The organism is Alcaligenes sp. LTN-3 (assembly GCF_059735605.1).
The window spans coordinates 524,539-545,561 of record NZ_JCAPDN010000001.1; the positions used below are offsets into that span (position 1 = coordinate 524,539).

The following is a 21,023-nucleotide window of genomic DNA, read 5'->3' on the forward strand; positions in this document are numbered from 1 at the left end:
TGCCATGCGTGAGTTTGAACGGCGCATCAAGCTGGTGAGAAAGGCATACATCAAAGCGCTGAACACCATCCCGGTAGAGCCAGTCGTCAACAAGCGGTACGCATTCCGGCTGGATCAGTTCCTGCTGCGGTCGCTGCTCGCAAATCTCGACCTTGAGGTCGACTCCATCATCATCGGCGCAGACCCGAGCGGCCAAGCGTGGCTTTTCGAGTCATTCGTGGGCGTGGCGTACCAGCGCGGGACCGCCCAGGAGTTCGCCAATCTCGCCCAGCAGTCACCAGCGTACTCGGCGGGCCGCGTAGACCTGTCCAGCCTTATCCGCAGCGAACCGTACCAGCGGCGCATTGCCCTGATCCGGGCGAGGGTGTTCGAGGAAATGAAGGGCCTATCCGCCAGCGTCAAGGCCGACATGGGGCGCGTGCTGACTGACGGCATCGGGCGAGGGCTCAATCCCCGCGACATCGCCAGGAATCTTGCGGCGCAAGAGGGAATCGACGCACGGCGGGCAAACAAGATCGCACGAACCGAGATAACAACAGCGCTCAAGCGAGCCAGACTGGACGAGTCTGACGAGGCTGTAGAGGACTACGGTTTGCGAGGCAAGCAGATGCACCTGTCTGCCCTGAGTCCAACCACAAGGGCAACGCATGCTGCGCGGCATGCGCACCTATATGAAACGGATGACGTGCGCGACTGGTACAGCAGGGACGGAAATTCTGCCAACTGCAAATGCTCACAGATCTTTGTGCTTGTCGATGACGAGGGAAAACCGGTTGTGCCTTCGATCATTCAACGTGCGCAGCAAGCAAAAACCAATATGGAGAAACGAGGCTATGCCTGGTCAGACACAGAATAGCGGGCCGATGCAGGTCAATGTGACCACGCAGGTCAACAGCCAGCAGATCCGCAAGGTGACGCACAACAGCCGTGAGCATTGGGTTTTGCCCAGCTACACACTGCCTGCCAACGTGGTCATGAACGGCGGCTTGTACCCAGCCAGTGAGATTGATGCCCACTATCAGGGCCTGGAAGGAACGCTGGCGCCGCTGGGTCATCCGCAGGTGGACGGTCAGTTCGTGTCTGCGTTCAGCCCCGAGGGTATCAACGTTGGCCATGTAGGCGCATTCAACCGCAACGTGAAGAAATCCGGTAACCGCGTCTACCTCGAAAAGTGGGTGGATGTAGAGGTTGCACAGCGCACCGAGGAAGGCCGAGCCCTGCTTGAGCGTGCGGAAGCCCTGGAGCGTGGCGATGATGTGCCGCCGATCCACACCAGCGTGGCAGTGTTTCTTGATCGCCTGGAAGCGAACGAAGAGCAGAAAGCGGCCGGGGCGGACTGGGTTGCCAAGATCAAGAGCATGGACCACGACGCCATCCTCATGGATGAGGTGGGGGCGGCTACGCCAGAGCAGGGCGTTGGCCTCATGGTCAATGCTGACCAGGCCAAGCCCTTGCAGGCCAATTCTGGCGCGTTGGTGGGCGAGTCCTTCCGGGAGCGCGAGCAACGTCTGGACCGAGCAGCCAAAGAGCGCTTCGCTCAAGGCGCTGATGAATATGCCTGGGTGGCCGACTTCACGGACAGCCAAGCCATCATCGTGCGAAACGGCGGAGCCGCTGAGGTTTACGGATACAAGACCGAGGCCGGGAAGATCGTCTTTGACGACACCGGCGCGGCTGTCGTGCGCCAAGAGTCCTGGGTGGCAGTGGTTGCCAACAGCATCAAGAAAGGCGCACAGAAGATTTTTACCCCGCAGGCCCGGCCTGCAGTCAACAACAAGGAGGGCGAAATGCCTCTGACTCCCGAAGAAAAGGCCGAGCTGACCAGCGATATCAGTAAAGCCGTAACTGCCAATATTGGCCAAGCCGTGGCCGACGCCATCAAGCCAGTTTCCGATGCCGTGACGGCACTACAGGCCAATCACCAAGCGTTGTCCGACACACTGACCGCAAACGCCAAGGCTGAAGAAGCCGACAAGCGTAAGGCTGTGGCTGCCGTGCACGGTGACATTGTGGCCAACGCGCTGTCCGGAGAAGCACTGGACGCCATGCACAAGTCCCTGGGCACTGCTGCACCGCTGGGTGCCGGTCATATCGAAACCAACAGCAACGCACTGACCGCTGATGTCACTGCGCTGCCCAAGGAGTAAGACATGAGCCGATACCGCCGTGTGAATATCGATGGCAAGTCCATCACTGAAACCCGTGTGGCTGCCGCTGCGCTGTTGCCTGGAACTTTTGCCGTCATTGATGCCAGTGACAAGTTCGCTCAGGCCGCTGCCGCTGTCGGTCGTGTTTATGTCATCAACTGCGCCTACCACCAAGGCCTGAACATCCGCGATGCAGTGCCTGCAGGTGATTCCGCTGTTGGCGATTACGTCGAAGAAGGCCGTGAGCTGGCTGTCTTGTGTCCTGCCGGTGCCTACAAAAAGGATTCGCCCATCAAGATCGGCACGAACGGCCAGGGCGCTTTGGCTACTGACGACACCGACACCGTGATTGGCTACAGCCAAGACGAAGTGACGCTGACCGCCGCTGACTTCATCCGCGTGCGCATGCGTGTTGGCACTGTGGCTGCTGCAACCACTGAGCCCTAACAGGAGAAACACATGTTTTTTACCCAATCGGCTATTGCCGCGCACCCTCGATTGATGGGGCACCTCCAGGCGTTGCAGGCTAATCGCAACATCTGGAACAACCAAGACGCGGCCTTGTTGGCGGCAAACCGCGCCGTGATGACGCCGGAAATGCTGCAGGCCAACGCGCTTGCAGGTCTGGGCCGTGAGTTCTGGCAGGAAGTAGACAATCAGATCGTCTCTTACCGTGACCAAGAAACCGGCATGGAAATTGTCAATGACCTGCTGGCCGTGCAAACGGTGCTGGACATTGGTAAGACGGTGAAGTCCTACAACATCGCTGGCGATATCGCTGATGATGTGTCGATCAGCATCGACGGCCAGGCGCCGTACTCGTTCGATCACACTGAATACGACAATGATGGCGACCCGGTACCGATCTTCACGGCAGGTTATGGCGTGAACTGGCGCCACGATGCTGGTCTGCGTACCGTTGGTATTGATCTGGTGCTGGACTCTCAGGCCGCCAAACTGCGTAAGTTCTACAAGAGCATTGTCAGCTATGTGCTGAGCGGCTCCGAGCGAATCCGCGTTGACGGCAAGCCCGGTCAGGGCCTGAAGAACCACCGCAACACCATCAAGCTGAACCTGGGCAGCGGTGCCGGTGGCGCGAATATCGACCTGACTACGGCTACGCCGCAGCAGATCATCGAGTTCTTCACCAAGGGCGCATTTGCTCAAGCAGCGCGCAACAACAAGGTCGAGGCCTACGATGTGTTGTGGGTATCGCCCGAGATCTGGGGCAACCTGTCTCAGCCGTACCTGATTCAGCTGGGTACTGGTGGCGGTACTGTTGCTGGCTCCGTGTTGGATGCAGTCAAGAGCTTCATCCCAGCTCGGTCTATCCGCCAGACGTTTGCTCTGAAAGGCAACGAGCTCATTGCTTACCAGCGCCGCCAAGATGTGGTTTCCCCTCTGGTCGGCATGGCAGTTGGCACAGTGCCGCTGCTGCGTCTGCGCCCGCAGGACAACCACAACTTCCAGATCATGTCGGCCATGGGCTTGCAGATCAAGCGTGACGGCGACGGCAAGTCCGGCGTGCTGTACGGCGCTGATCTGGATTAAGGAGACTGGAATGGCGAAATATCAAGTCGTTCGTGCCTGGCACGGAGTAACCGTTGGTCAGGTAGTAGAGATGGAGAAGGTGCACCCCTCCCTCAAGGCCAACGTCATCCCGTTGACTCAAGTTGCTTCCGTCTCCGACGAGGCCGGCGATCTACTGAAACAGGCCAAGGCGGAAATCGATGCGATGCGTGAACGTGCCCAAACCGAACTGGCGCAACGCGTGGCAGAAGCCAAGCAGGAAGCCCAGGCCGAGGCGGACCGCATTATCAGTGAAGCAACAGCCGAAGCTGAGCGTATCAAGCAAGACGCACAGCAGAAGGCCGGGGAGCTGACGCCAGCAACGCCAGATGCGGGCAGCAAGCAGACGAAAGCCAAGTAACCGCCATCCAGGCGGTTTTTATTGCCCGCTGGCTTTTTTGCTGGCGGGCAGTTAGTTAGAGTGCGCAGCCAATAAGGGGTAGTATGCATTTTCAATACTAAACCTTAGGGGAGGTCCGCATGAGTGCAGTAGAAAATCAAAAAACGGCTGTTTTGAGTGGCTGCAATTTATATCGTTACGAACTTATTCGAGGCGATCTATCAGATCCTCTAGTTTTTATCATGCTTAACCCAAGCACAGCAGATGCTGATGTAGACGACGATACTATCGAGTCATGTTTGCGTTTCGTTAAGGCGAATGGCAAGACGGGTCTAGTCGTTTATAACTTGTACGCGCTTCGCAGTACGAGCCCTAAGGGCTTGTGGACCAGCGAAGACCCTGTCGGTGTGGAGAATGATAAACATCTTAGCGAGGCTGCTAAGAATTATAAAAATATCGTTTGCGCTTGGGGCGTTAATGCACGAGATGATAGGGTCCAAGAAGTGGTGAGTCTTCTGAAGTCTAATGGTGCAAATTTACTTTGCATTGGGAAAAATAAGCATGGATCGCCCATGCATCCTCTTTACAAGAAAGCAAAGCCGCTGGAAATGGCATGGGATGTAGATTCGTAAATAAGAAACTATGAAACAAACAGAACCGCCGATAGGCGGTTTTTTTAATGAGGCATCCAATGCTGAGCGAAGATCAGGCTAGGCAATACCTAAAAACACAGGGCGTCAACAATGTGCCTGATTTCATCTTGGCCGCCTGGATTGAACTGGTAAACAGCATCCAGGGATGCCTGGACGAGCATTACACGCCAGCGGTAGCGCTGCTGATCCAGTCCTATCTGTTGGCCCTCATGGCTTACGGGCAGGGTGATAAGTACATTAGCAGCCAAACAGCCCCGAGCGGCACGTCCCGTGCCTTCCGATACCAAAGCTTTGCAGACAGGTGGCGCGGCATGCTCGGGCTACTGCGTGGCCTCGACAAGCATGGCTGCGCTACCGGGCTGATTCCTCCTGATCCTACCGTCCAGGCTCATGGCGGCCTGTGGATTGCCAAAGGGAATTGCTATTCCGGGGGGCGCTGATGAGCGAAACAGCCAATTGGAGCTACACCAACACCGCCACTGTGAAGCCCTACATCGGCACAGATGAATGGGGCGGCAGCAAATACGGGGAACCTTACGAGATCGCCTGCACCTGGGCCGCCAAGTCGGAGCAAATGCGTGATTCGCTGGGCGCGGAGTTCGTCACGCGCAATCAGATCTACACCGAGGACAAACGCCCTCGTTTTCTGGACCTAATTCAACTCAATGGCTCGACTGAATGGCAGGAAATCCGGGCGGTAACAGGCTGGGATATGTCTTTCTTTGATGAAGAGCCTGATTTTCTACTGGTGACGTGATGGCCGTTCGTGGAATCAAGCAAGTGCGCAACAACATGCGCAAGCTCCAGGCCGAGATCCAAGGGCGCAGGACAGAGGCTGCTGTGTACGGGGTCCTGTCCCAAGGGGGCGCGGCTGCCGCCACTATGACGCCGGTGGATACCAGCACGTTGATCAACAGCCATTTCGTGGAAATCAAAGCTGACGGCGATAAGGTGACGGGCCGAAACGGCTACAGCGCCGAGTATGCCGCTGCTGTCCATTCAGCACCTGGTGTGCTCAAAGGCCAAGACCGTCCCGGAAACCGGGGCCAGTACTGGGACCCGAACGGCGAACCGCACTTTTTGACAGCGGGCTTTGACCAGATCGCCGCAGATGTGCCGCGCATTTTAAGGAACGCTTACCGTGCTTTTGATCGACGTTCGTAACTGGGTGGTAGCGGCTCTGCCGGCAGATTACTTGGCGATGTTCTCTTGGGTGGAGTCATCCAGGCCCGAGGACGCTGCAAGCCGCTATTGCATCGTCCAGCAAACAGGCGGATCTGGGCCTGTCGTTGAAACCCGCTATCCACGTTTTCGCGTGGTGCTGCTGGGTAAGCGCAACGAGCGTAGCGACGCGCAGAAAATCATGATAGACATCGAGGTACTGCTACAGGCCGCAATGGGTGATGCCGTGCCATGCGGTGCCGCCAGTATCCGAGCAATTACCGAGCCAGTCGGCCCGGGGTTCACCACAGAAAACCGGGCATGGGCTCAGGTTGATTTTGAGATCATTATTTAGGAGGGCCAGATGGCTACCTGCAAGAATCAGAAATTTGTCGGCCGCACGGCCATTTTGGAATATGCCATTGGTTGCGGCGATGAGATGCCCGCCGCAGCAGATTGGAAGCGCCTGGGCGCAATGCGCGCTAAAGAGCTGACCATTGAGTGGGAAACCACTGATGCGACAGCCGATGATTCCATTGGTGCACTGCGCGAGAACCTGGCCACGTTCCAGACCTTGAGCGTATCCGGTGACGGCGTGCTGAAAGTGTCTGGCACTGGCGCTGCCGCCTTGATCGCGCTGACCAAACACGTCATCAAACCAGAAGCAACGGGCGGCGAGCCGGTGGCTTGGATTCGTCTGACGTTCCCCGATCTGACGTTCACCTTCTTTGCCATCGTGACGAACATGTCGCGCTCTGCGCCTTACGATGACGTGGCTACTTACTCGTTTGAAGCCAGTGCGACTGCCAGTGACTTCGGCTTGATGGTGGAAGATACGCCAGATCCTGATGCTCCAGCCGTGGATACAGTGGCGGTTACACCAGCAACTGCCAGTATTGCCGAGGGCGCGACCCGACAGTTGACTGCAGCGATCACACCCACCGGCGCGGCCCAAGGCGTGATTTGGTCGTCCTCTGACACTGACACGGCAACTGTCTCCCAGACGGGGCTGGTCACTGCCGTAGCAGCCGGTACCGCCACTATCACAGCAACCAGCACGGCAGACTCGGCTAAGAAGGGAGAGTGCGCCGTTACGGTGACCGCATGATGATCCTGACCGATGTCGGTGAGGTCGGCGTCCGCGTAGGCGAGCGGGTGCATATCCTGCGCCCGTCGCTCTACGCGATGTCGCAACTCGGTGAGCCACGGGAGATTGTGGAGTTGTTTGCCGCAGTGATGGGCGAAGCTCCAAGCCTAGTGGATGCGCTGGCGGTCGTGCTGTCTTGCTCGGAAGAGGATTTGTCCGGGCTGTTTGGTTGTGTGGCGGCTGAGGGTGACAAGCTGACCTACGAGCCAGGGCAGGTTGGGGGCGATGCTGTTGTGCTGCTGGCCCGCTGTCTGCTCAAGCACGGCATTACTGGCTCGTTGCCTGAACTGCCCCGGCCGGCCGATCAAGAGTCGGAGTACGTGCAGGAGTTTGATGCTCGTTCTCATGTCGCTATGGCTATGGCGCATCTTGGGGTTTCTGAACGGGACGCCTGGCAGATGACCATGACAGGCTTAGTGGGGGCGCTACGTGCGAAGTTTCCGCCATCGCAGAATGATTCGCCTGGCGCAAAAGCCCCTAGCAAGGCTGAAATGGAAGAGGCGCTGGCTTGGCATGATCGAGTTCTGGCCGCCAGGTCTTAGCTCCGCCTAGCGCGGGCTTTCTGCGTTGGTTAATATCTTCTTATTCATTTAGATTGGAGAGGGGAGATGAAAGTACTAGCAGGAGCCCTATTGCTATCGGCCACATTTCTTGCTGGCTGTGCCACGACATCAGGTTTAGAGCCAACAGTAAGTAAGAGCGGTTTTGATGGCGCCACTATTGTGAACATCGCTCCACATGGGAACACGTGCGCGGAGCACTGTACTCAGATCGGAGCGCAATGGAATTCTCAATCGCCGACTAAGGCCATTCTGACCATTGGCGTGCTGGGGTATACCGGTTTCAGAAACATTGAAAAGGTTGAGCTGCGGATAGGCAAGGACGTTCGTGTTCTTGAGCCAAATCCAGGCCTCACGCGCCACGTGAAAGAGCAGTACATGACTTTCTACGAGTCAAAAAAAGACTACACCGTCAATCTCGACTTGGTTCGCAACATCATTGCTTCTAATGATGTTTGGCTGCGAATTAGCACCAATGATGGCGTGATAGAAGATGCCATTGTTTCTGGGGCGCAAGATAGTAAGGGTTTTAATGCCTTGAAGCGTTTTATCGCTGAGGTCGATTCTCACTAATCAACTGTATGTTTTATATACCCGCTTCGGCGGGTTTTTTTATGGGCGAAAGAAATGGCTGAGAGTGTCGGGGCAATCTACTATACGGTTGAGGCAGAAACGGCCAAGCTAATTAGTGATCTGGAAAACGCTAATAAGCGCCTCGAAATGCTTGAATCAGGCTTCAACAAAACAGATGCGTCCGCAAGAAAAGCGGATGTACAGCTAACAAAGACTGCCTCAGCCGTGAGAAATCTTGGTAACGAAGGGGCGGGGGCGGAGAGAAAGATTGGCGGTCTGGTAAAGATGCTGGGCGGTCTCATTGCTGTGCAGAGCATTGGCGGAATCATCAGTCTGGCAGAAGGCTACAACGAGTATGCCGAGCGTGTTCGCATGGCCACATCAAGCACCGATGAGTATGTCAAGGTACAGGAACGATTGCTGGCCACCGCAAATGGCACATATCGCGCCTTGTCCGAGGCCCAAGAGGTTTTCATCACCACATCGACCAGCATCAAGGCCATGGGATATAACACCGATGAGGCCTTGGATATTGTCGATTCACTCTCTTATTCATTCGTGCGTAACGCCACATCAGCGGATAAGGCGCAGGGTGCATTGAATGCCGTTTCTTCATCCTTCGTTAGTGGCAAAGTAGGTGCACAGGCTTGGATGACTGTCACACAAGCAATTCCCACCATTGTGACTGACATTGCCAATGCCACCGGCAAGACAGAAAAAGAGATCTTGTCGTTGGGCGTGGCTGGCAACCTCACGGCGCGGGATCTGTCCGAAGGTCTGCGCAAGGCGCTGGACGAGAATAAAGAGGCAGCCGATAACATGGCCACCACCGTGGCCGATGCGTTTACCAATCTGCGCAATTCCCTTGCCGTCTATGTGGGCGAGGCTAACCGGGCCAGCGGCTCGACACAGCTTATATCCAGTGCAATCGTTTCCCTGGGCGAAAATATCGACCTGGTGGTCAAGTCGCTCATGCTGCTGGGTGCTGGTGCATTGGCTAAATACATTGCATCCCAAGGCTTGGCCACCATGGCCAGCCTTAAACAGGCATTGGCAGCGCGACAAGAGGCCGCCACGGCATTGCAAGCCGCCCAGGCACGGAATGCGGCTGCCGTTGCGGCATTGGCCCACGCACGCGCTAATGTTGGACTCACGACAAGCACCACAGCACTTGCGGCAGCAGAGAAAGCGGCTACAGTAGCGGCCGCTGGCTTGGCCACAGCGCAACGGGCGGCCAGTGCCGCTAGCGTCGGTATGTTGGGTATCTTGGGCGGCCCGGCTGGAGTTATTGCAATAGCGGCCAGTGTGGCCGCTGGCTTTCTTTTGATGGGCGATAACGCGGACAAGGCGGTCAAAGATATTGACGAATTGACTGGATCGCTTGATGGTCTTCATCAAAAACAGCTTGAACTGAGAAAGCTTGACCTAGAAGAAGCCATAAGGAAAAACGGGGAAGCGCTTGAAGAAACGTCAGTGAGCGTTAATGCTCTGCGCAAGGATTACGAGGATCTGCACGCACAGCTTGGGCGTGGCGTTTCTGACGACGATCTGAAAAACCTCACGCACACCATCACTGAGCAGGAGGTGGAGTTAACCAAGCTGGCCGACAAGCATTCCCGACTTGAAACGGCGCTACTCAACGTGAATTCGGCTCTGCAGCAGGCCGCGGCCTCACAGCGAAGCCTGAATCAAGCGATGGATGACAGCCCCACGGACGACTATTTAAAGCGCTTGGTGGACCGAAAACACGCCCTTATTGATGGGAACAGCGCCTCGAAGCAGGCAGAGCGTTATATCAAAACCCTGAACAACGTCACGCCGGAGCGAATAGAGCAGATCCGAAAGGAAGCAGCGGAAATTGATCGGCTTGCGGCAGCACAGCGAAAAAGCACCCAAAGCCGTGGGGCTGGTAAAAAGGCCGAAACAGAGGCTGAGCGCTCTTACAAGCAAAACTCTGAAAGCTTGCGCAAGATGGCTGAATCTTTCGCGCTGGCCCACTTAGAGGGGGAGCAACTCGCCGTAGTCCAGGCGCGACTATCTTTAAATGACTATGCCACTCCTGAGCAGATCGAGAGTGCTGAAAAACTAGCGGTAGCGTTGCATAAGGTCAACGAGGCTCAAAAACTTAAAACCAAAGTTGGTGATGATCCTCAAGCTTATATTCGTGGGACTGATGACCCGTTGTCAGGTGGAGCATTTGATGACCAAGTGGCGCGCTATGACGCTGAGGCCATTAAAGAACAGGAACGGCATGAGGCTTCACTTATTCGGCTACGGGAGGCAATGGAAGCGCAGAAGCTCACGCTGACAGAGTACTACTCACAGTTTGAAGGCCTGACCGAAACTCACAACGCCCGTATGGGGCAGATAGATGCTGCTCGGCAATCGACGATGCTCAGTACTTACGGCTCTGCCTTCGGCAGCATAGCTAGCTTGATTCGAAATTCCCAGGGTGAGCAGTCGGGAGCGTATAAGGCTATGTTCGCTGTGACGAAAGCATTTGCGATTGCTGATGCTGGGCTGAAGCTCAATATGGCGATTATGCAAGCTATGGCGGACCCCACCGCTTTGACGCCTATGCAGAAACTTGCAAATTACGCTGCGATTGCGTCGGCGGGTGCTGGGCTGCTGTCCAGTTTGTCATCTGCATCGTTTGGTGGCCGCCAATACGGCGGCCCCACACAGCCAGGCAAGATGTACCGCATCAATGAGAACGGGGCGCCAGAGGTGTTCAATGCGGCAAATGGTCAGCAGTTTATGTTGCCCAATACTCGTGGCCATGTCGTGAGCAACAAGGACGCCACCACAAACGAAAGCAATGGCGTTTCAGTTGTCGTGAATGTTCATAATGCTCCGCCAGGAACGCAAGTGGAACAACAGCGATCTGATAAAGAGCTGATTATTGATGTGATGATTGAGGATGTCGCCACTGGCGGAAGGTTTACTGAGGCAGGATCATCTATGTTGGGCTGGCGGAGGCAGGGAAGGTGAGCAGTTGGGGTTTGATTATTTTTCGCCTTGGTGTTTTTTGACAGAGGATGCTGTGGCGTCAAGCAGTGCAGAGATCCTTTCAAATGGTAGCCCGGTAGCTGTTCCCCCAAATCCGTATGTATCGGAAATTGCTTCAGACATTTTTTTGAATGCTGACGCCACACCTTCGATGCTAATTCTGCCTTCGTCGCAAATGGCATTTACAAGCAAGTACGTTGCCATTTCGAGACCTTTCGATTGGTCTTCTAATTCTTTAATGCGTTCTTCCAATGATTTTTCAGACATGCGTATCTCCGTAATTAGAAAAGGCTCTGTTGATGTTATAGCAAAGGAACGTTAACCGGGATGATAGAAACCAACATTGATTTCCCTGCAGGCCTTCCGAATGGACTTCGGGCAGACCACCAGGCCAACCATGTTCAGCCGTTCCAGCGTACAACCATGGCTGATGGACGGGCACGGCAGCGACGTCGTTTTAGCTCCGTGCCCAGCATGCAGGCCTTTACCTGGATCTTCAAAGCCAATGAAGCCGCGCTATTTGAGGCGTGGTTTCGGGACGCCATTAAAGACGGGGCAGAGTGGTTCAACATCAAGCGCCTGACCCCGCTGGGGATGTCTGTGCTGGTGTGCCGCTTTTCCAGCATGTATCGGGGGCCTGTGCTGCTTGGTGTAGACCGCTGGCAGTTTTCGGCGGAGTTGGAAGTGTGGGAACGTCCTCTGATGCCGGTCGGCTGGGGCGAGTTCCCCGAGTTCGTGTTGGGGGCGAGCATCATTGATATTGCACTTAATCGGGAGTGGCCAGAAGCATGAGTGTTTTAGAGATTGTTTATGCAAGCGCTCCGACCGATTCGATGCTGCTTTATACGCTGGAGGTATCCGCGCCTGGTGTGACCTCGGTTCGGATCGTTCAGGGGTATGAAGATCGGATGCTGGGGGTTGATGGCCAACTGGTGCTGTTTGAAGCCGCAGCCGTCGAGTTGTCGCTGCCGTCGCGTAACGCCTCTGGTCAGCAGACTTTGCGGTTTGGCATTGCCGGGGCCAACGATCGAATCCGGCCTATTGTCGATGCCATGCTTGAATCCGGTGAGATGGTGACGCTGACAAGCAGGACGTACTTGGCAAGCGACATTACGGCACCGGCAGAGCGGCCTTATGTCATGACCGTACTGAGCGGGCAGTTTGAGAACGGCGCGTTTGTGGCTGAGGCCAGTTACTACGACCTACTCAATACCGCCTGGCCGCGAGAGCGCTACACGGCTGAGACTGCACCGGGGATTCAATGGCTATGACGATCGATGACTTTCTGCGTACGCGGTACAAGCCGTTTGGCCGCACCGTTCCGGAGTTGGACTGCTGGGGGCTGGTCAGACTGGCCAGATCCTCGCTGTTCGGCAGGGTCATGCTGCCCAGCTATTCGGAAACTGACCCGGACGATAAAGCAGGTCTGACTATGGCGGCCAGCGAAGTGCGGGTCCAGGGCAGGTTCGTAGAAGTGCAGCCAAGACCCGGCGCCATCGCCACCGGTTGGCGCGCACAGCTGTGCGTCCATGTCGGGCTTGTCGTAGAAGCCGACGGCAGACTCTGGGTGCTGGAGACTGATGTCGCTACGGGTCCCACGCTCACCAAGATTAACGCTTTTGAGGCCCGCTACACGCGGGTTGTTTTTTATGACGATCAGAGTATTTCTTAGCGGGACCTGCGAACAACCTTGCGAGACGTACGAATGGACCGGCACTTTAGCCGGTTTTTTTGCGTCCAAAGGTTTGGTGTACACGCTGGCTGAGCAGCCCAGGTCGCACGTATCAGTAAATGGCCAGCCGCTGCCGATGCTGGAGTGGGCAGATCGTCACCTTGCTGCAGGTGATGACGTGGAAATGCGTCTGATACAGCATGGCGGCCTGTTTTCCGGTCTCGGTAAGCTACTGGGCAGCATCTTCAACTTTGCCTTTGGTTGGCTGATGCCAAAGAGTGGCGGCCAGAATAGCGGCTCCCCGGAGCAGGGTCAGCGTCTTGAGACCACTTCAGCGAAGGCCAATCAGGCAAAGCTGGGTGATGTTGTGCCGGAGCTGGCGGGCCGCTTTCGTCGATTCCCTGATTACCTGACGCCGCCACGCCGACGTTTCGTTAATTGGCGCGAGCAGTGGCTGGAGTTTCATGCGTGTATTGGCCCTGGCCAGTACCAGATCAATGACGCGGACGTGAAAGTAGGAGACACGCCGTTCTCTGCTTTAGGTGCTGACGGCTCCTATGCAATCTACGGTCCAGGTGCAGATCTTTCGGGAACGTCCACGCATGAGCACTGGCATACCGTTCCGGCTGTGGGCGGCACATCATCCGGCACGGCAGGTCTGGAAATGTCCACCGAGATGGCAAACCGCGAGAACACTCAGCCCGCCAGCTATTCGTTCGATGGCATCTATATTTGGCGCTCTTCTGAGAGCGAATTCCCTCCAGGCTGGGGGGCTGGAACGTTGGTCAACATTCGCTTCCCGCAACAATCTGAGGTGACGCGGCCGGACTTGCCCTTTCCTCAACCTCAGCGCAATCGATTCACCGGTGCTTTTAAGCACTTGATGCCTTTGATGGCCCAAGGCCTATCGATGGAATTCAATAATCAACGCTACGACGTAGCCGTTGGCTCGATGAATATTGATGAGAATGGAGACGGCTGGATCGAGCTTGTTTTTCCGCGAGAGAAACCGGAGGACCCGGTTAATTGGGTGAACTTCGTTCCGCTTGGCCAGCAAACGATCATCTTTCAATTGTCTCCTTTGCCGCGCTACGCAATTCAACAATACGCTTCTAACAATATCGTTGTTTGGCGTTTGCTGTCCAACGGCCAGAACGATCCTAATTGGAAGGGATTTCCACAGGTGACAACAGGTGATGCAACGATCACATACAACGGCGGCACCGTTTATGGCGAGTGGAGCAGCGAGTTTGTCGCCACGCCTGGTAAAGAGACGACGACTGGCATAGAAATCGACTTCTTCTTTCCGAATGGACTGGGGTACATACGCGATAACGGCGATGTCACCGGTCAGGGGGTAGGCATTGAAATTCAGTATCGCAATGCTGAGGGTGGCCCTCGCACGACGATCAGCAAGTGGTATGAAAATTCTACGCTTGATCAGATCGGGATTACCGAGTCGATCAGTGTCCCGCAAATGCGGCCGTCTGTGCGGGTTCGCCGTGTAGGGGCCAGCGCCACGTCCACGCAGGTCAAAGACACCATCCAGTGGTATGGCCTGAAAAGCCGCCTCCGGACACGAACAAGCTACCCGCGCTGGACCACCATGGCGGCCAAGCTGCGAGTTGGTGGACGCCTGGGTGCGCAGTCGGAAAACCAGATCAATGTGGTGGCTACGCGGATGCTGCCAGTTCTGCAAAGTGACGGCACTTGGTCGTCACCGCAGCCGACGCGGGACATCTCTGCGTTTGCGCGCTATATCACCGGCTCGATCGGGTACTCAGACTTGAATCTTGATGCCGACGAGCTGCGGCGATTGGATGCAATTTGGAAGGCAAGGGGCGAAACGCTCGATCATGTGTATGACCTGACAACGGCTCAAGATGCCCTGAAACTTGCTTTCCGGGCCGGGTTCTCTGAATTGACGGTGTCGCATGGCCTGATTCGCCCAGTTCGCGATGATGTGCGCACGCAGTTCGAGCAAAGCTACTCACCCCTGAACATGACCAAACCCTTGCGTGAAAGTGTGAGCCCTCGCAAGCCTATGGACCCGGATGGGGTGGAAGTCGAGTACATCGACGCGGAGACCTGGACGTCAATGACAGTGCAGTGCCTGCTACCAGGTGATCAAGGCTTCAAGCTTGAGAAACTGAAGCTCGACGGCGTGACGGACCGGGTCCGGGCTTGGCGAATCGGTATGCGCCGACGCCGGGAGCAGGCTTATCGAAACAGGGAGTACAGCTTTGGCACAGAGATGGACGCATTTAATAGTGAGTACCTGTCTTATGTGCCGCTGTTTGATGATGAGCCTGGTAACGCGCAGATGGGCTTGCTGATCGATATCCGGCCCACCACTGGTGGCGCGTTGTTGCGCATCAGCGAGCCTTTGCGCTGGGTTGCTGGTGCGCCGCATTCCGTGGGGTACCGAACACCAGAGGGCAAGTTTGTTGGTCCGTTCGTTGCGTCTCCAGGGCCTGACGATTTTTCAATCATTGCGAACATTGCGCAGCCTTGGCCAGAGGTCAGTCTGAAACAGGAGCTGCCGCACATTTACTTTGGTCTTACGGCTGACTGGATAAAGCCAGCTCTGATCACAAGCATCCAGGCACGTGGCACTGACGTTACGGATGTGACCGCAGTAAACTACGACGCGCGCGTGTACGCTGATGACAATAATAATCCGCCAGACTAATCCGGATGCCAACATCAATCAACCCGCTCCGGCGAGTTTTTTTATGGATGTTTGAAATGACGACACACAAGACAGGAAACCCGCTCGGCAGCACGTCTCCGAAAGATTTATTCGATAACTCAGAAAACCTTGATAAAGCAGTCAACGATTTATCAAGTGAGCAATGGGTGGATCGCTTTGGTCGCACGAGAACGACACTGCACGGGATTGATGCTTCTGCACGCCGACAACGCTTGAATATTCAGGATTCTGCCAACCTGGTTCTGGCCGGACTGGGATACGCGGTGCCAGTAGCGTATGTTGCCGGACTGAGTATGACGCTACAAACGCAGACGGTGAGCTTCGGCGGAGTGGTGTATGCACCTAAGGCTGACAAGCTGCCGTTCACAACCTCGGGGGATTTCGAGACTGATAGGTTCAGGGTGATTCAAGGAGTCAGCGGACAAGACCTAGCGTCTGACATTGGGGCTTCTATGGTAGGGATGGAAGATGGCTTCATGCTAGATGATCTTCAATCTGTTACGGCTCCGACCAAGGCACACAGATATGGAGGCCAATTGCGGAGACTGGCGAGTGCTTTGGTTAACCCGTTCCACCAAGAAGTGAACATCGCCTTTATTGGGGATTCGATTACTTGGGGAAGGTGGGTGCCCGATAATTCCTCCTATGATCCACGCAACCAGTCTTTGCAAGACCCTAGGGATAACTCAGGCACTGCCTCATATGTGAACCGCTTTAAGCGTTATATCGGAGCTGAGTTTTTCAATGGCGAGGAGCCGGCACTATCAAATTGGCCTGCTTCCCCAAGCGGGCAATCCACCGCGCTGTTTTCTCGCGAAATAGATCTGTATGTGCTCGGATGCGGCATTCAGGTTGATTTTTCTGGAGGGGCTGTAGCAGTAGATCGAGAAGCGATATCAGCATTTCTTGGCCGTCAGTACTACGCATCAATCCCGTCAAGCGGTGGTGAATTTTCAATCTCCTTCAAAATGACTGGCTCTGAGTTCACATTGGCCTATACGCAGATAAGCTCAGGCGCCGATTATGAGTTGATTGTGGGTGGAGTAAGCCAAGGGACTTACTCTACAAGCGGCGAGACGAAGTTCAACACACAACGAAAGCACAGCTTCCCTTACGTATACGACGGAAATGTTGTTATCAAAGTTGCCAATACTCAATCACCGAAAACGTCTTTTTATGTTGAGGGTTTGATAATTCAGAAAAAATGCCGGATTACAAACCAAGGAATTAATGGCGCAAGTTTTGTTTCTTATGCTGCAAGATGCTTTGGCGCTTTCGGCCCTAGTGTCACATCGCAGAATGACGAGTTTTATTTTGTCCAGTTAGGCACGAACGACCGCGTAACGGGGGGCAACCCAAAGGTAGTGAGTACATTACACAATTCTGCCGTGACGCTACTAGGGCTTCTACCGTCCTCGTCTTCTGTGATTCTGATGGCGGCGAACCCTGCTGTTCAGGACCATCCTGCGCCAAGTTATGGCTACAGCATGAATAGCGTTCGCAGTACGATAAACAATCTTGCGCGGGAGAAATCCATCGACTTTATTGATAATTACTCTGTCTTCCGTGGCGGTGACCTTGATTTCCTGACTGCTGATGGGTTGCATCCAAACGCGCGAGGTCACTACCTAATCGCGAGAAATATCATTGCGGCATTAGAGTCTGCTTGATAGATGTCCGTTCGCCCTATCTAGCCCCTTAAAATAGGCCTTTCTTTTAGAGTGCAGTGCTTCACGGAGAGTAGTTAAGACGATGGCCTAAATCACAAGGGTAGGAAACAGAACGGACATTAAGCGCAGTATCGGCGGTGACCCTTTTTCATGTCGGGTAGTCCAGTCACGGCTTTAGTACGAACCGATGTGCATCACACTAAGAACCTAGGTTAGACGAACTTTTTTATATGGGGTAAGTAAGTAATGGAACAAGATTTCCAGCCTTGGGATGCTTGCTCAGAGGCTCTGCGTTGGTTGCTAGGCGTGGAGGATATGGCTGAGCTGAGCGAGAATTTGCATAGTCATGTTGATTCATTTCAGCCTAGTGCGAGCCATGAGGAGATTAGTGCTGGAGAGGTAGGAAGGAGGTTTGATGAGTTTGTTTTAACTTATAGGCGATCTTTGAATGCTGACCATTTTTTTCTAGAAGCTACGCGAAATGCAAGTCGTTGGGCTGGGCATTTGCTCAAGCTCGATCCCTCTATCGAGGCAGAAGTTAATTACTTTGAGGCCGCTGTTGTAGAGGTTAAGGCTATACGCGATATGCGCGTACATGCAGAGGATTACATGGTGCCGGGCCGCAAAGGTAGGCGTAAAGACTTCGTCAGCCCAGTTGTTGAAAATGGTATTACCATCGCGATGGTGGATGCTACGTCATCAGAGCGGCGCGGAAAAGACGTGATTTACGCCGGGCGTGTAAGTAGAGAGGCCGTGCGATCTGCTTCTAACCAATTAAGGGCTTTTCTTGCTCACAAGCTTCAACATTATGAACAGGAGATCCCATGAGTTAATGGCACGCCCAACAGCTCTTTAAAGACGCCGAAGGAAGCCAGGATAGTTCGTTTCGATAGACGGCGTTCCTGTTTTTACCGCCCGCACTAGCGGGTTTTTTTACGTCTGCTGCTTTTGCAGCGCTTCACGGGAGACAGCCATGCCGACCGTATTACACAAGGGGAAGGACTTGGAACCGACAAGCACGGGAACATCGGCGGCTGGTTTGGCCGTCTGGAAGGCGATGGGAGGAATAGCAGGGATGGGGGCCATCGGGGCAGGCTTGGCCACGCTGGTGGTGATGTGTATTCTGCGGCCGCGCACGCAGTCCGAATGGATTGTGGGGGTGATCAGCACGGTGGTGGCCTCGATCTCAGGCGGGGCCGCGGTGATTCAGCACTACGAGCTGCACCACTGGGCGAACAACCCGGTAGGTCTGGTGGCCATGCTTGGATTAGCGTTCGCATGTGGGCTGCCGGGCTGGGCTGTTGTGCGCTGGGCATTCAACTTTTTCGACAAGCGGCGTAAGGCTGACCTGCTCGAAGTAATGACTGAACTGCGCGAAGGCGCCATTGGAGGAAAAACAGAATGAAATTGTTGTTGAGTCTTATCTCGGGCCTACTGGCCCTTTTTTTTCGGCCACAGAAAGCAGAGCAGGCCACGCTAGATCCACAGAAGGCTTCACCGACGGGCATGTCCGCCGACGGCCTGGCCATCCTGCGGTATTTCGAGAGCTGCCGGCTGGAAGCTTATTGGGATGCTGACGGCAAAGTCTGGACCATCGGCTGGGGTGACACTGGTCCAGACGTGGTGCAAGGCCTGCGCATCACCCAGGCCGAGGCTGATGAGCGATTGAGGCGTCGGCTGGCCCGCGAGTTCGTGCCTGGTGTTCTGAACGTGCTGACTCGTCCAGCAAATCAGGCGCAGCTCGATGCCATGGTGGACCTTGCATACAACATCGGCGTGGAAGCATTTCAAGGTTCCACGCTGGTCCGCTTGTTCAATGCCGGCGACCAGGCCGGTGCTGCTGAGCAATTCCCGCGCTGGAACAAATCAGGCGGCAAGGTGCTGCTGGGCCTGCGTCGCCGTCGTGCTGCAGACCGCGCTCGTTTCTTGGGCGCATCTGGGGCTGAGGCAATCAAGATAGGAGCGGCCATTGTTTAAAGCGCTATGGGGAAAGGTGGCAGGCTGGTTTGGCTTGCTGGGCGGCCTGGTCCTTGCTGCTTTGGCGCTGTTGCAGGTCGGACGGCGTCAGGGCAGGGCGCAGGCAGAGCAAAAACAAACAAAGGCAGACATAGCTGCCGTGGAGGTATCGAGAGATGCGGCTGAAACGATTGAGCGCCTGGACGATGATGCTGTGCGTGATCGCGCTCGTAAGCGGATGCGCAGCACCGAAGGGCGGTAGCTACTGCGCCGCTGCTCAACGTCCGTTTCAGTGGCGCTCTGATGCGGAGATCAACACCACACCTATCAGAGTGCTACGTTATGTGGAAACGGAGGCTGAAACCTGGGCCCGGCTGTGTCAAAGATAAAGCTGACCTTGAGTCACCTTCATCGATGCTAAGGTTTCAGAAGCCTAGAGTGCAGGTTTAATGTAGTCATTCGGATCACTCTTTTGACTAATAATTTTAGCCCTCGAGAAAAAATGCAAGTAGTTCGCTCGATACAAAGACGCCATGCGAGCCTCGTCAGCCGTTGTCAATGGAAGTAATCATCCGCAAGCGCGTCGCGATCAGCACTGAGCTCGATTTTCGCCTCGTGAATAAAGGCGTCGACCTCTGCCTCGGGCAGGATAACCCTCACTAGGTGTGAACTCGAAACCTCGACTTCTGCATTGGGGTGCTCCTTTTTGACCCTGGGCTCAGCCAAAAGCTTCGTGGTCCTTTTGTCTAAGGGTGTAAACTTCTCCAAGTCACCCAACGTCTTACACATGTCGTCAAGCTCACGTCTCAGCAAATGCATCATTGTGTCCATTGTGTGAGCGCGGTAATCAGTTACCAGAGAATCGAAGCTTGGCAAGTTTCTGTGTCCCTTTTCTTCTAACAATTTTTTGGCTTCGTCACATTGTTGCATGGCTACCAGCGCGGCGAAGATGCACCCCTTAATCGATGAGTACATCTGCGTGACCGGCATGTTGTAGTCGACTGTGCCGATTCCATCCTTAGGTTCAAGCTGAGTGCTTGAGACCTTGTGATAAAAAGTACCAGCGCCGTAACAGTGCTCTGCCCATGGGAAATTCTGCTGAACAGCCCTTAGTACCTGTGGGTATACCGTACTCCAAACACCACTAGCTCCAGGGCCACGATCTTCGGTAAACATTCGCTTTACAGGGATCAGGGTACAGCGCTGAGCTTGGATGAGGTCATCTATCACTCGCCAGTATCCCGGCTCAATCTTGTTGCCGCTTTCATCGGCAATCAGTATGAAGTGGCATTCTTCAAGGCCCACTTTTTTGAAGGCTGCAATGATTTCGCAGATGGCCCGACCAGAGATCACGGTGTCCACGAAAATGAACTTCTCCGTCGGCAGGACCCGGTCCAGTGCTCCAGTCCATGATCTCTTGGCAAGCTTTTCAACAAGAACCTTGTAAAGCACTAAGTGTTTATCTTGGCCATTTCTTTTGATTATCGCAGCAAGAACACGGCTCCAGTACTCCCTGATCGCACCGCTCGTCTGAGACTCTTCGTTAGGATCTGCCGAGAATGGCAAAATTAACTGGCGCATGAACGGAGAATTGAGCAAGTCAACCTTCTGTCGATATCGCTCCCCTCTCGTCTGGAATTCGCTTGATTCAAGCATGTAGGCCTGCCTAGCAGCCCGGATAAATGGCACTGCACCTCGACTAGGTACCACGAGATTTTTATAGCCTTCGTAATTCAATACGCGTATGTATTCTGACAGGCTTCTCGAAGCCTCCGCATAGTCAATCAAATTTTCAACAGTCAATTCGTACTGCCAGAATGCAGGCGTCGAATCATCAGAATACAACCCCATAT

Annotated in this window: 25 protein-coding genes; 23 read left to right on the forward strand and 2 right to left on the reverse strand. The window is 54.8% G+C overall.

Going from position 1 to position 21,023, the window contains the following annotated elements:
• The first annotated feature begins 4 nt into the window (after positions 1 to 4).
• The 14 genes from AC6I6N_RS02530 (at position 5) to AC6I6N_RS02595 (ending at position 11,141) form a co-directional block, all read left to right on the forward strand.
• On the forward strand, positions 5 to 856 hold the full coding sequence (locus tag AC6I6N_RS02530) for a phage minor head protein (protein WP_497943076.1): 852 nt from the start codon (positions 5 to 7) through the stop codon (positions 854 to 856).
• Entirely contained in the window at positions 834 to 2,147 is a 1,314-nt protein-coding gene (locus tag AC6I6N_RS02535; protein WP_497943077.1) for a hypothetical protein, read from the forward strand. The genes AC6I6N_RS02530 and AC6I6N_RS02535 overlap by 23 nt, the downstream gene beginning before the upstream one ends.
• 3 nt (positions 2,148 to 2,150) lie before the next feature.
• Positions 2,151 to 2,594, forward strand: coding sequence for a gp53 minor capsid family protein (locus tag AC6I6N_RS02540; protein ID WP_497943080.1), 444 nt, complete (start codon positions 2,151 to 2,153; stop codon positions 2,592 to 2,594).
• Positions 2,595 to 2,606: 12 nt separating this feature from the next.
• On the forward strand, positions 2,607 to 3,698 hold the full coding sequence (locus tag AC6I6N_RS02545) for a major capsid protein (protein ID WP_497943083.1): 1,092 nt from the start codon (positions 2,607 to 2,609) through the stop codon (positions 3,696 to 3,698).
• 10 nt (positions 3,699 to 3,708) lie between these two features.
• Complete coding sequence (locus AC6I6N_RS02550; protein WP_497943084.1) at positions 3,709 to 4,077, forward strand: hypothetical protein; 369 nt, start codon at positions 3,709 to 3,711, stop codon at positions 4,075 to 4,077.
• 119 nt (positions 4,078 to 4,196) lie between these two features.
• Positions 4,197 to 4,688 (forward strand): DUF1643 domain-containing protein, encoded by a 492-nt coding sequence (locus tag AC6I6N_RS02555; protein ID WP_094196296.1) that lies wholly within the window; start codon positions 4,197 to 4,199, stop codon positions 4,686 to 4,688.
• Positions 4,689 to 4,747: 59 nt separating this feature from the next.
• Complete coding sequence (locus tag AC6I6N_RS02560; protein ID WP_429643875.1) at positions 4,748 to 5,149, forward strand: DUF7370 family protein; 402 nt, start codon at positions 4,748 to 4,750, stop codon at positions 5,147 to 5,149.
• Positions 5,149 to 5,466 carry a hypothetical protein gene (locus AC6I6N_RS02565; RefSeq protein ID WP_125277539.1) on the forward strand — a complete coding sequence of 106 codons (318 nt, stop codon included), beginning with the start codon at positions 5,149 to 5,151 and terminating at the stop codon, positions 5,464 to 5,466. The genes AC6I6N_RS02560 and AC6I6N_RS02565 overlap by 1 nt, the downstream gene beginning before the upstream one ends.
• Complete coding sequence (locus AC6I6N_RS02570; protein WP_497943088.1) at positions 5,466 to 5,873, forward strand: hypothetical protein; 408 nt, start codon at positions 5,466 to 5,468, stop codon at positions 5,871 to 5,873. The genes AC6I6N_RS02565 and AC6I6N_RS02570 overlap by 1 nt, the downstream gene beginning before the upstream one ends.
• Complete coding sequence (locus AC6I6N_RS02575) at positions 5,851 to 6,225, forward strand: phage tail termination protein (RefSeq protein ID WP_497943091.1); 375 nt, start codon at positions 5,851 to 5,853, stop codon at positions 6,223 to 6,225. Before AC6I6N_RS02570 ends, AC6I6N_RS02575 begins: the two co-directional genes overlap by 23 nt.
• Positions 6,226 to 6,234: 9 nt before the next feature.
• Positions 6,235 to 6,978, forward strand: coding sequence for a phage tail protein (locus AC6I6N_RS02580; protein WP_497943094.1), 744 nt, complete (start codon positions 6,235 to 6,237; stop codon positions 6,976 to 6,978).
• Complete coding sequence (locus AC6I6N_RS02585; protein ID WP_497943097.1) at positions 6,954 to 7,559, forward strand: DUF6246 family protein; 606 nt, start codon at positions 6,954 to 6,956, stop codon at positions 7,557 to 7,559. The genes AC6I6N_RS02580 and AC6I6N_RS02585 overlap by 25 nt, the downstream gene beginning before the upstream one ends.
• A gap of 66 nt (positions 7,560 to 7,625) precedes the next feature.
• A complete protein-coding gene (locus AC6I6N_RS02590; protein WP_497943098.1) occupies positions 7,626 to 8,150 on the forward strand; it encodes a hypothetical protein in 525 nt (174 codons plus the stop codon).
• A gap of 54 nt (positions 8,151 to 8,204) precedes the next feature.
• A complete protein-coding gene (locus tag AC6I6N_RS02595; protein ID WP_497943101.1) occupies positions 8,205 to 11,141 on the forward strand; it encodes a tape measure protein in 2,937 nt (978 codons plus the stop codon).
• A gap of 15 nt (positions 11,142 to 11,156) precedes the next feature.
• Here AC6I6N_RS02595 and AC6I6N_RS02600 read toward each other — a convergent pair whose 3' ends face one another.
• Positions 11,157 to 11,426 (reverse strand): hypothetical protein, encoded by a 270-nt coding sequence (locus AC6I6N_RS02600; protein ID WP_497943104.1) that lies wholly within the window; start codon positions 11,424 to 11,426, stop codon positions 11,157 to 11,159.
• A 60-nt stretch (positions 11,427 to 11,486) separates the two neighbouring features.
• On the opposite strand from AC6I6N_RS02600, the gene AC6I6N_RS02605 reads away from it, so the two are divergent.
• The 9 genes from AC6I6N_RS02605 to AC6I6N_RS02645 all read left to right on the forward strand — a co-directional run bounded on the left by AC6I6N_RS02605 (position 11,487) and on the right by AC6I6N_RS02645 (position 19,432).
• Complete coding sequence (locus AC6I6N_RS02605) at positions 11,487 to 11,951, forward strand: hypothetical protein (protein ID WP_497943106.1); 465 nt, start codon at positions 11,487 to 11,489, stop codon at positions 11,949 to 11,951.
• Entirely contained in the window at positions 11,948 to 12,430 is a 483-nt protein-coding gene (locus AC6I6N_RS02610) for a DUF1833 family protein (RefSeq protein ID WP_497943110.1), read from the forward strand. Before AC6I6N_RS02605 ends, AC6I6N_RS02610 begins: the two co-directional genes overlap by 4 nt.
• Entirely contained in the window at positions 12,427 to 12,831 is a 405-nt protein-coding gene (locus tag AC6I6N_RS02615) for a hypothetical protein (RefSeq protein ID WP_497943114.1), read from the forward strand. The genes AC6I6N_RS02610 and AC6I6N_RS02615 overlap by 4 nt, the downstream gene beginning before the upstream one ends.
• The gene (locus AC6I6N_RS02620) at positions 12,809 to 15,523 is read left to right on the forward strand and encodes a host specificity factor TipJ family phage tail protein (RefSeq protein WP_497943117.1); all 2,715 of its coding nucleotides are present in this window, start codon (positions 12,809 to 12,811) and stop codon (positions 15,521 to 15,523) included. Before AC6I6N_RS02615 ends, AC6I6N_RS02620 begins: the two co-directional genes overlap by 23 nt.
• A 56-nt stretch (positions 15,524 to 15,579) precedes the next feature.
• Entirely contained in the window at positions 15,580 to 17,214 is a 1,635-nt protein-coding gene (locus AC6I6N_RS02625) for an SGNH/GDSL hydrolase family protein (RefSeq protein ID WP_497943119.1), read from the forward strand.
• A 246-nt stretch (positions 17,215 to 17,460) separates the two neighbouring features.
• Positions 17,461 to 18,042: a hypothetical protein gene (locus AC6I6N_RS02630; protein WP_497943123.1), complete on the forward strand. Its 582-nt coding sequence runs from the start codon at positions 17,461 to 17,463 to the stop codon at positions 18,040 to 18,042.
• Between the two features lie 175 nt (positions 18,043 to 18,217).
• Positions 18,218 to 18,619 (forward strand): hypothetical protein, encoded by a 402-nt coding sequence (locus AC6I6N_RS02635; RefSeq protein WP_321386751.1) that lies wholly within the window; start codon positions 18,218 to 18,220, stop codon positions 18,617 to 18,619.
• Positions 18,616 to 19,191, forward strand: a complete 576-nt coding sequence (locus tag AC6I6N_RS02640) for a lysozyme (RefSeq protein ID WP_497943127.1) — start codon at positions 18,616 to 18,618, stop codon at positions 19,189 to 19,191. The genes AC6I6N_RS02635 and AC6I6N_RS02640 overlap by 4 nt, the downstream gene beginning before the upstream one ends.
• Positions 19,184 to 19,432 carry a hypothetical protein gene (locus tag AC6I6N_RS02645; RefSeq protein ID WP_497943130.1) on the forward strand — a complete coding sequence of 83 codons (249 nt, stop codon included), beginning with the start codon at positions 19,184 to 19,186 and terminating at the stop codon, positions 19,430 to 19,432. Before AC6I6N_RS02640 ends, AC6I6N_RS02645 begins: the two co-directional genes overlap by 8 nt.
• Positions 19,433 to 19,725: 293 nt before the next feature.
• Here AC6I6N_RS02645 and AC6I6N_RS02650 read toward each other — a convergent pair whose 3' ends face one another.
• A complete protein-coding gene (locus AC6I6N_RS02650) occupies positions 19,726 to 21,021 on the reverse strand; it encodes a hypothetical protein (protein ID WP_497943133.1) in 1,296 nt (431 codons plus the stop codon).
• Positions 21,022 to 21,023 lie beyond the last annotated feature (2 nt).

What these genes read in the sequence shown, in the direction of transcription:
- AC6I6N_RS02530 (WP_497943076.1), top strand. Translation starts at nt 5, where the DNA reads ATGCGTGAGTTTGAACGGCGCATCAAGCTGGTGAGAAAGGCATACATC.
- AC6I6N_RS02535 (WP_497943077.1), top strand. Translation starts at nt 834, where the DNA reads ATGCCTGGTCAGACACAGAATAGCGGGCCGATGCAGGTCAATGTGACC.
- AC6I6N_RS02540 (WP_497943080.1), top strand. Translation starts at nt 2,151, where the DNA reads ATGAGCCGATACCGCCGTGTGAATATCGATGGCAAGTCCATCACTGAA.
- AC6I6N_RS02545 (WP_497943083.1), top strand. Translation starts at nt 2,607, where the DNA reads ATGTTTTTTACCCAATCGGCTATTGCCGCGCACCCTCGATTGATGGGG.
- AC6I6N_RS02550 (WP_497943084.1), top strand. Translation starts at nt 3,709, where the DNA reads ATGGCGAAATATCAAGTCGTTCGTGCCTGGCACGGAGTAACCGTTGGT.
- AC6I6N_RS02555 (WP_094196296.1), top strand. Translation starts at nt 4,197, where the DNA reads ATGAGTGCAGTAGAAAATCAAAAAACGGCTGTTTTGAGTGGCTGCAAT.
- AC6I6N_RS02560 (WP_429643875.1), top strand. Translation starts at nt 4,748, where the DNA reads ATGCTGAGCGAAGATCAGGCTAGGCAATACCTAAAAACACAGGGCGTC.
- AC6I6N_RS02565 (WP_125277539.1), top strand. Translation starts at nt 5,149, where the DNA reads ATGAGCGAAACAGCCAATTGGAGCTACACCAACACCGCCACTGTGAAG.
- AC6I6N_RS02570 (WP_497943088.1), top strand. Translation starts at nt 5,466, where the DNA reads ATGGCCGTTCGTGGAATCAAGCAAGTGCGCAACAACATGCGCAAGCTC.
- AC6I6N_RS02580 (WP_497943094.1), top strand. Translation starts at nt 6,235, where the DNA reads ATGGCTACCTGCAAGAATCAGAAATTTGTCGGCCGCACGGCCATTTTG.
- AC6I6N_RS02590 (WP_497943098.1), top strand. Translation starts at nt 7,626, where the DNA reads ATGAAAGTACTAGCAGGAGCCCTATTGCTATCGGCCACATTTCTTGCT.
- AC6I6N_RS02595 (WP_497943101.1), top strand. Translation starts at nt 8,205, where the DNA reads ATGGCTGAGAGTGTCGGGGCAATCTACTATACGGTTGAGGCAGAAACG.
- AC6I6N_RS02600 (WP_497943104.1), bottom strand. Translation starts at nt 11,426, where the DNA reads ATGTCTGAAAAATCATTGGAAGAACGCATTAAAGAATTAGAAGACCAA.
- AC6I6N_RS02605 (WP_497943106.1), top strand. Translation starts at nt 11,487, where the DNA reads ATGATAGAAACCAACATTGATTTCCCTGCAGGCCTTCCGAATGGACTT.
- AC6I6N_RS02610 (WP_497943110.1), top strand. Translation starts at nt 11,948, where the DNA reads ATGAGTGTTTTAGAGATTGTTTATGCAAGCGCTCCGACCGATTCGATG.
- AC6I6N_RS02615 (WP_497943114.1), top strand. Translation starts at nt 12,427, where the DNA reads ATGACGATCGATGACTTTCTGCGTACGCGGTACAAGCCGTTTGGCCGC.
- AC6I6N_RS02620 (WP_497943117.1), top strand. Translation starts at nt 12,809, where the DNA reads ATGACGATCAGAGTATTTCTTAGCGGGACCTGCGAACAACCTTGCGAG.
- AC6I6N_RS02625 (WP_497943119.1), top strand. Translation starts at nt 15,580, where the DNA reads ATGACGACACACAAGACAGGAAACCCGCTCGGCAGCACGTCTCCGAAA.
- AC6I6N_RS02630 (WP_497943123.1), top strand. Translation starts at nt 17,461, where the DNA reads ATGGAACAAGATTTCCAGCCTTGGGATGCTTGCTCAGAGGCTCTGCGT.
- AC6I6N_RS02640 (WP_497943127.1), top strand. Translation starts at nt 18,616, where the DNA reads ATGAAATTGTTGTTGAGTCTTATCTCGGGCCTACTGGCCCTTTTTTTT.
- AC6I6N_RS02650 (WP_497943133.1), bottom strand. Translation starts at nt 21,021, where the DNA reads ATGGGGTTGTATTCTGATGATTCGACGCCTGCATTCTGGCAGTACGAA.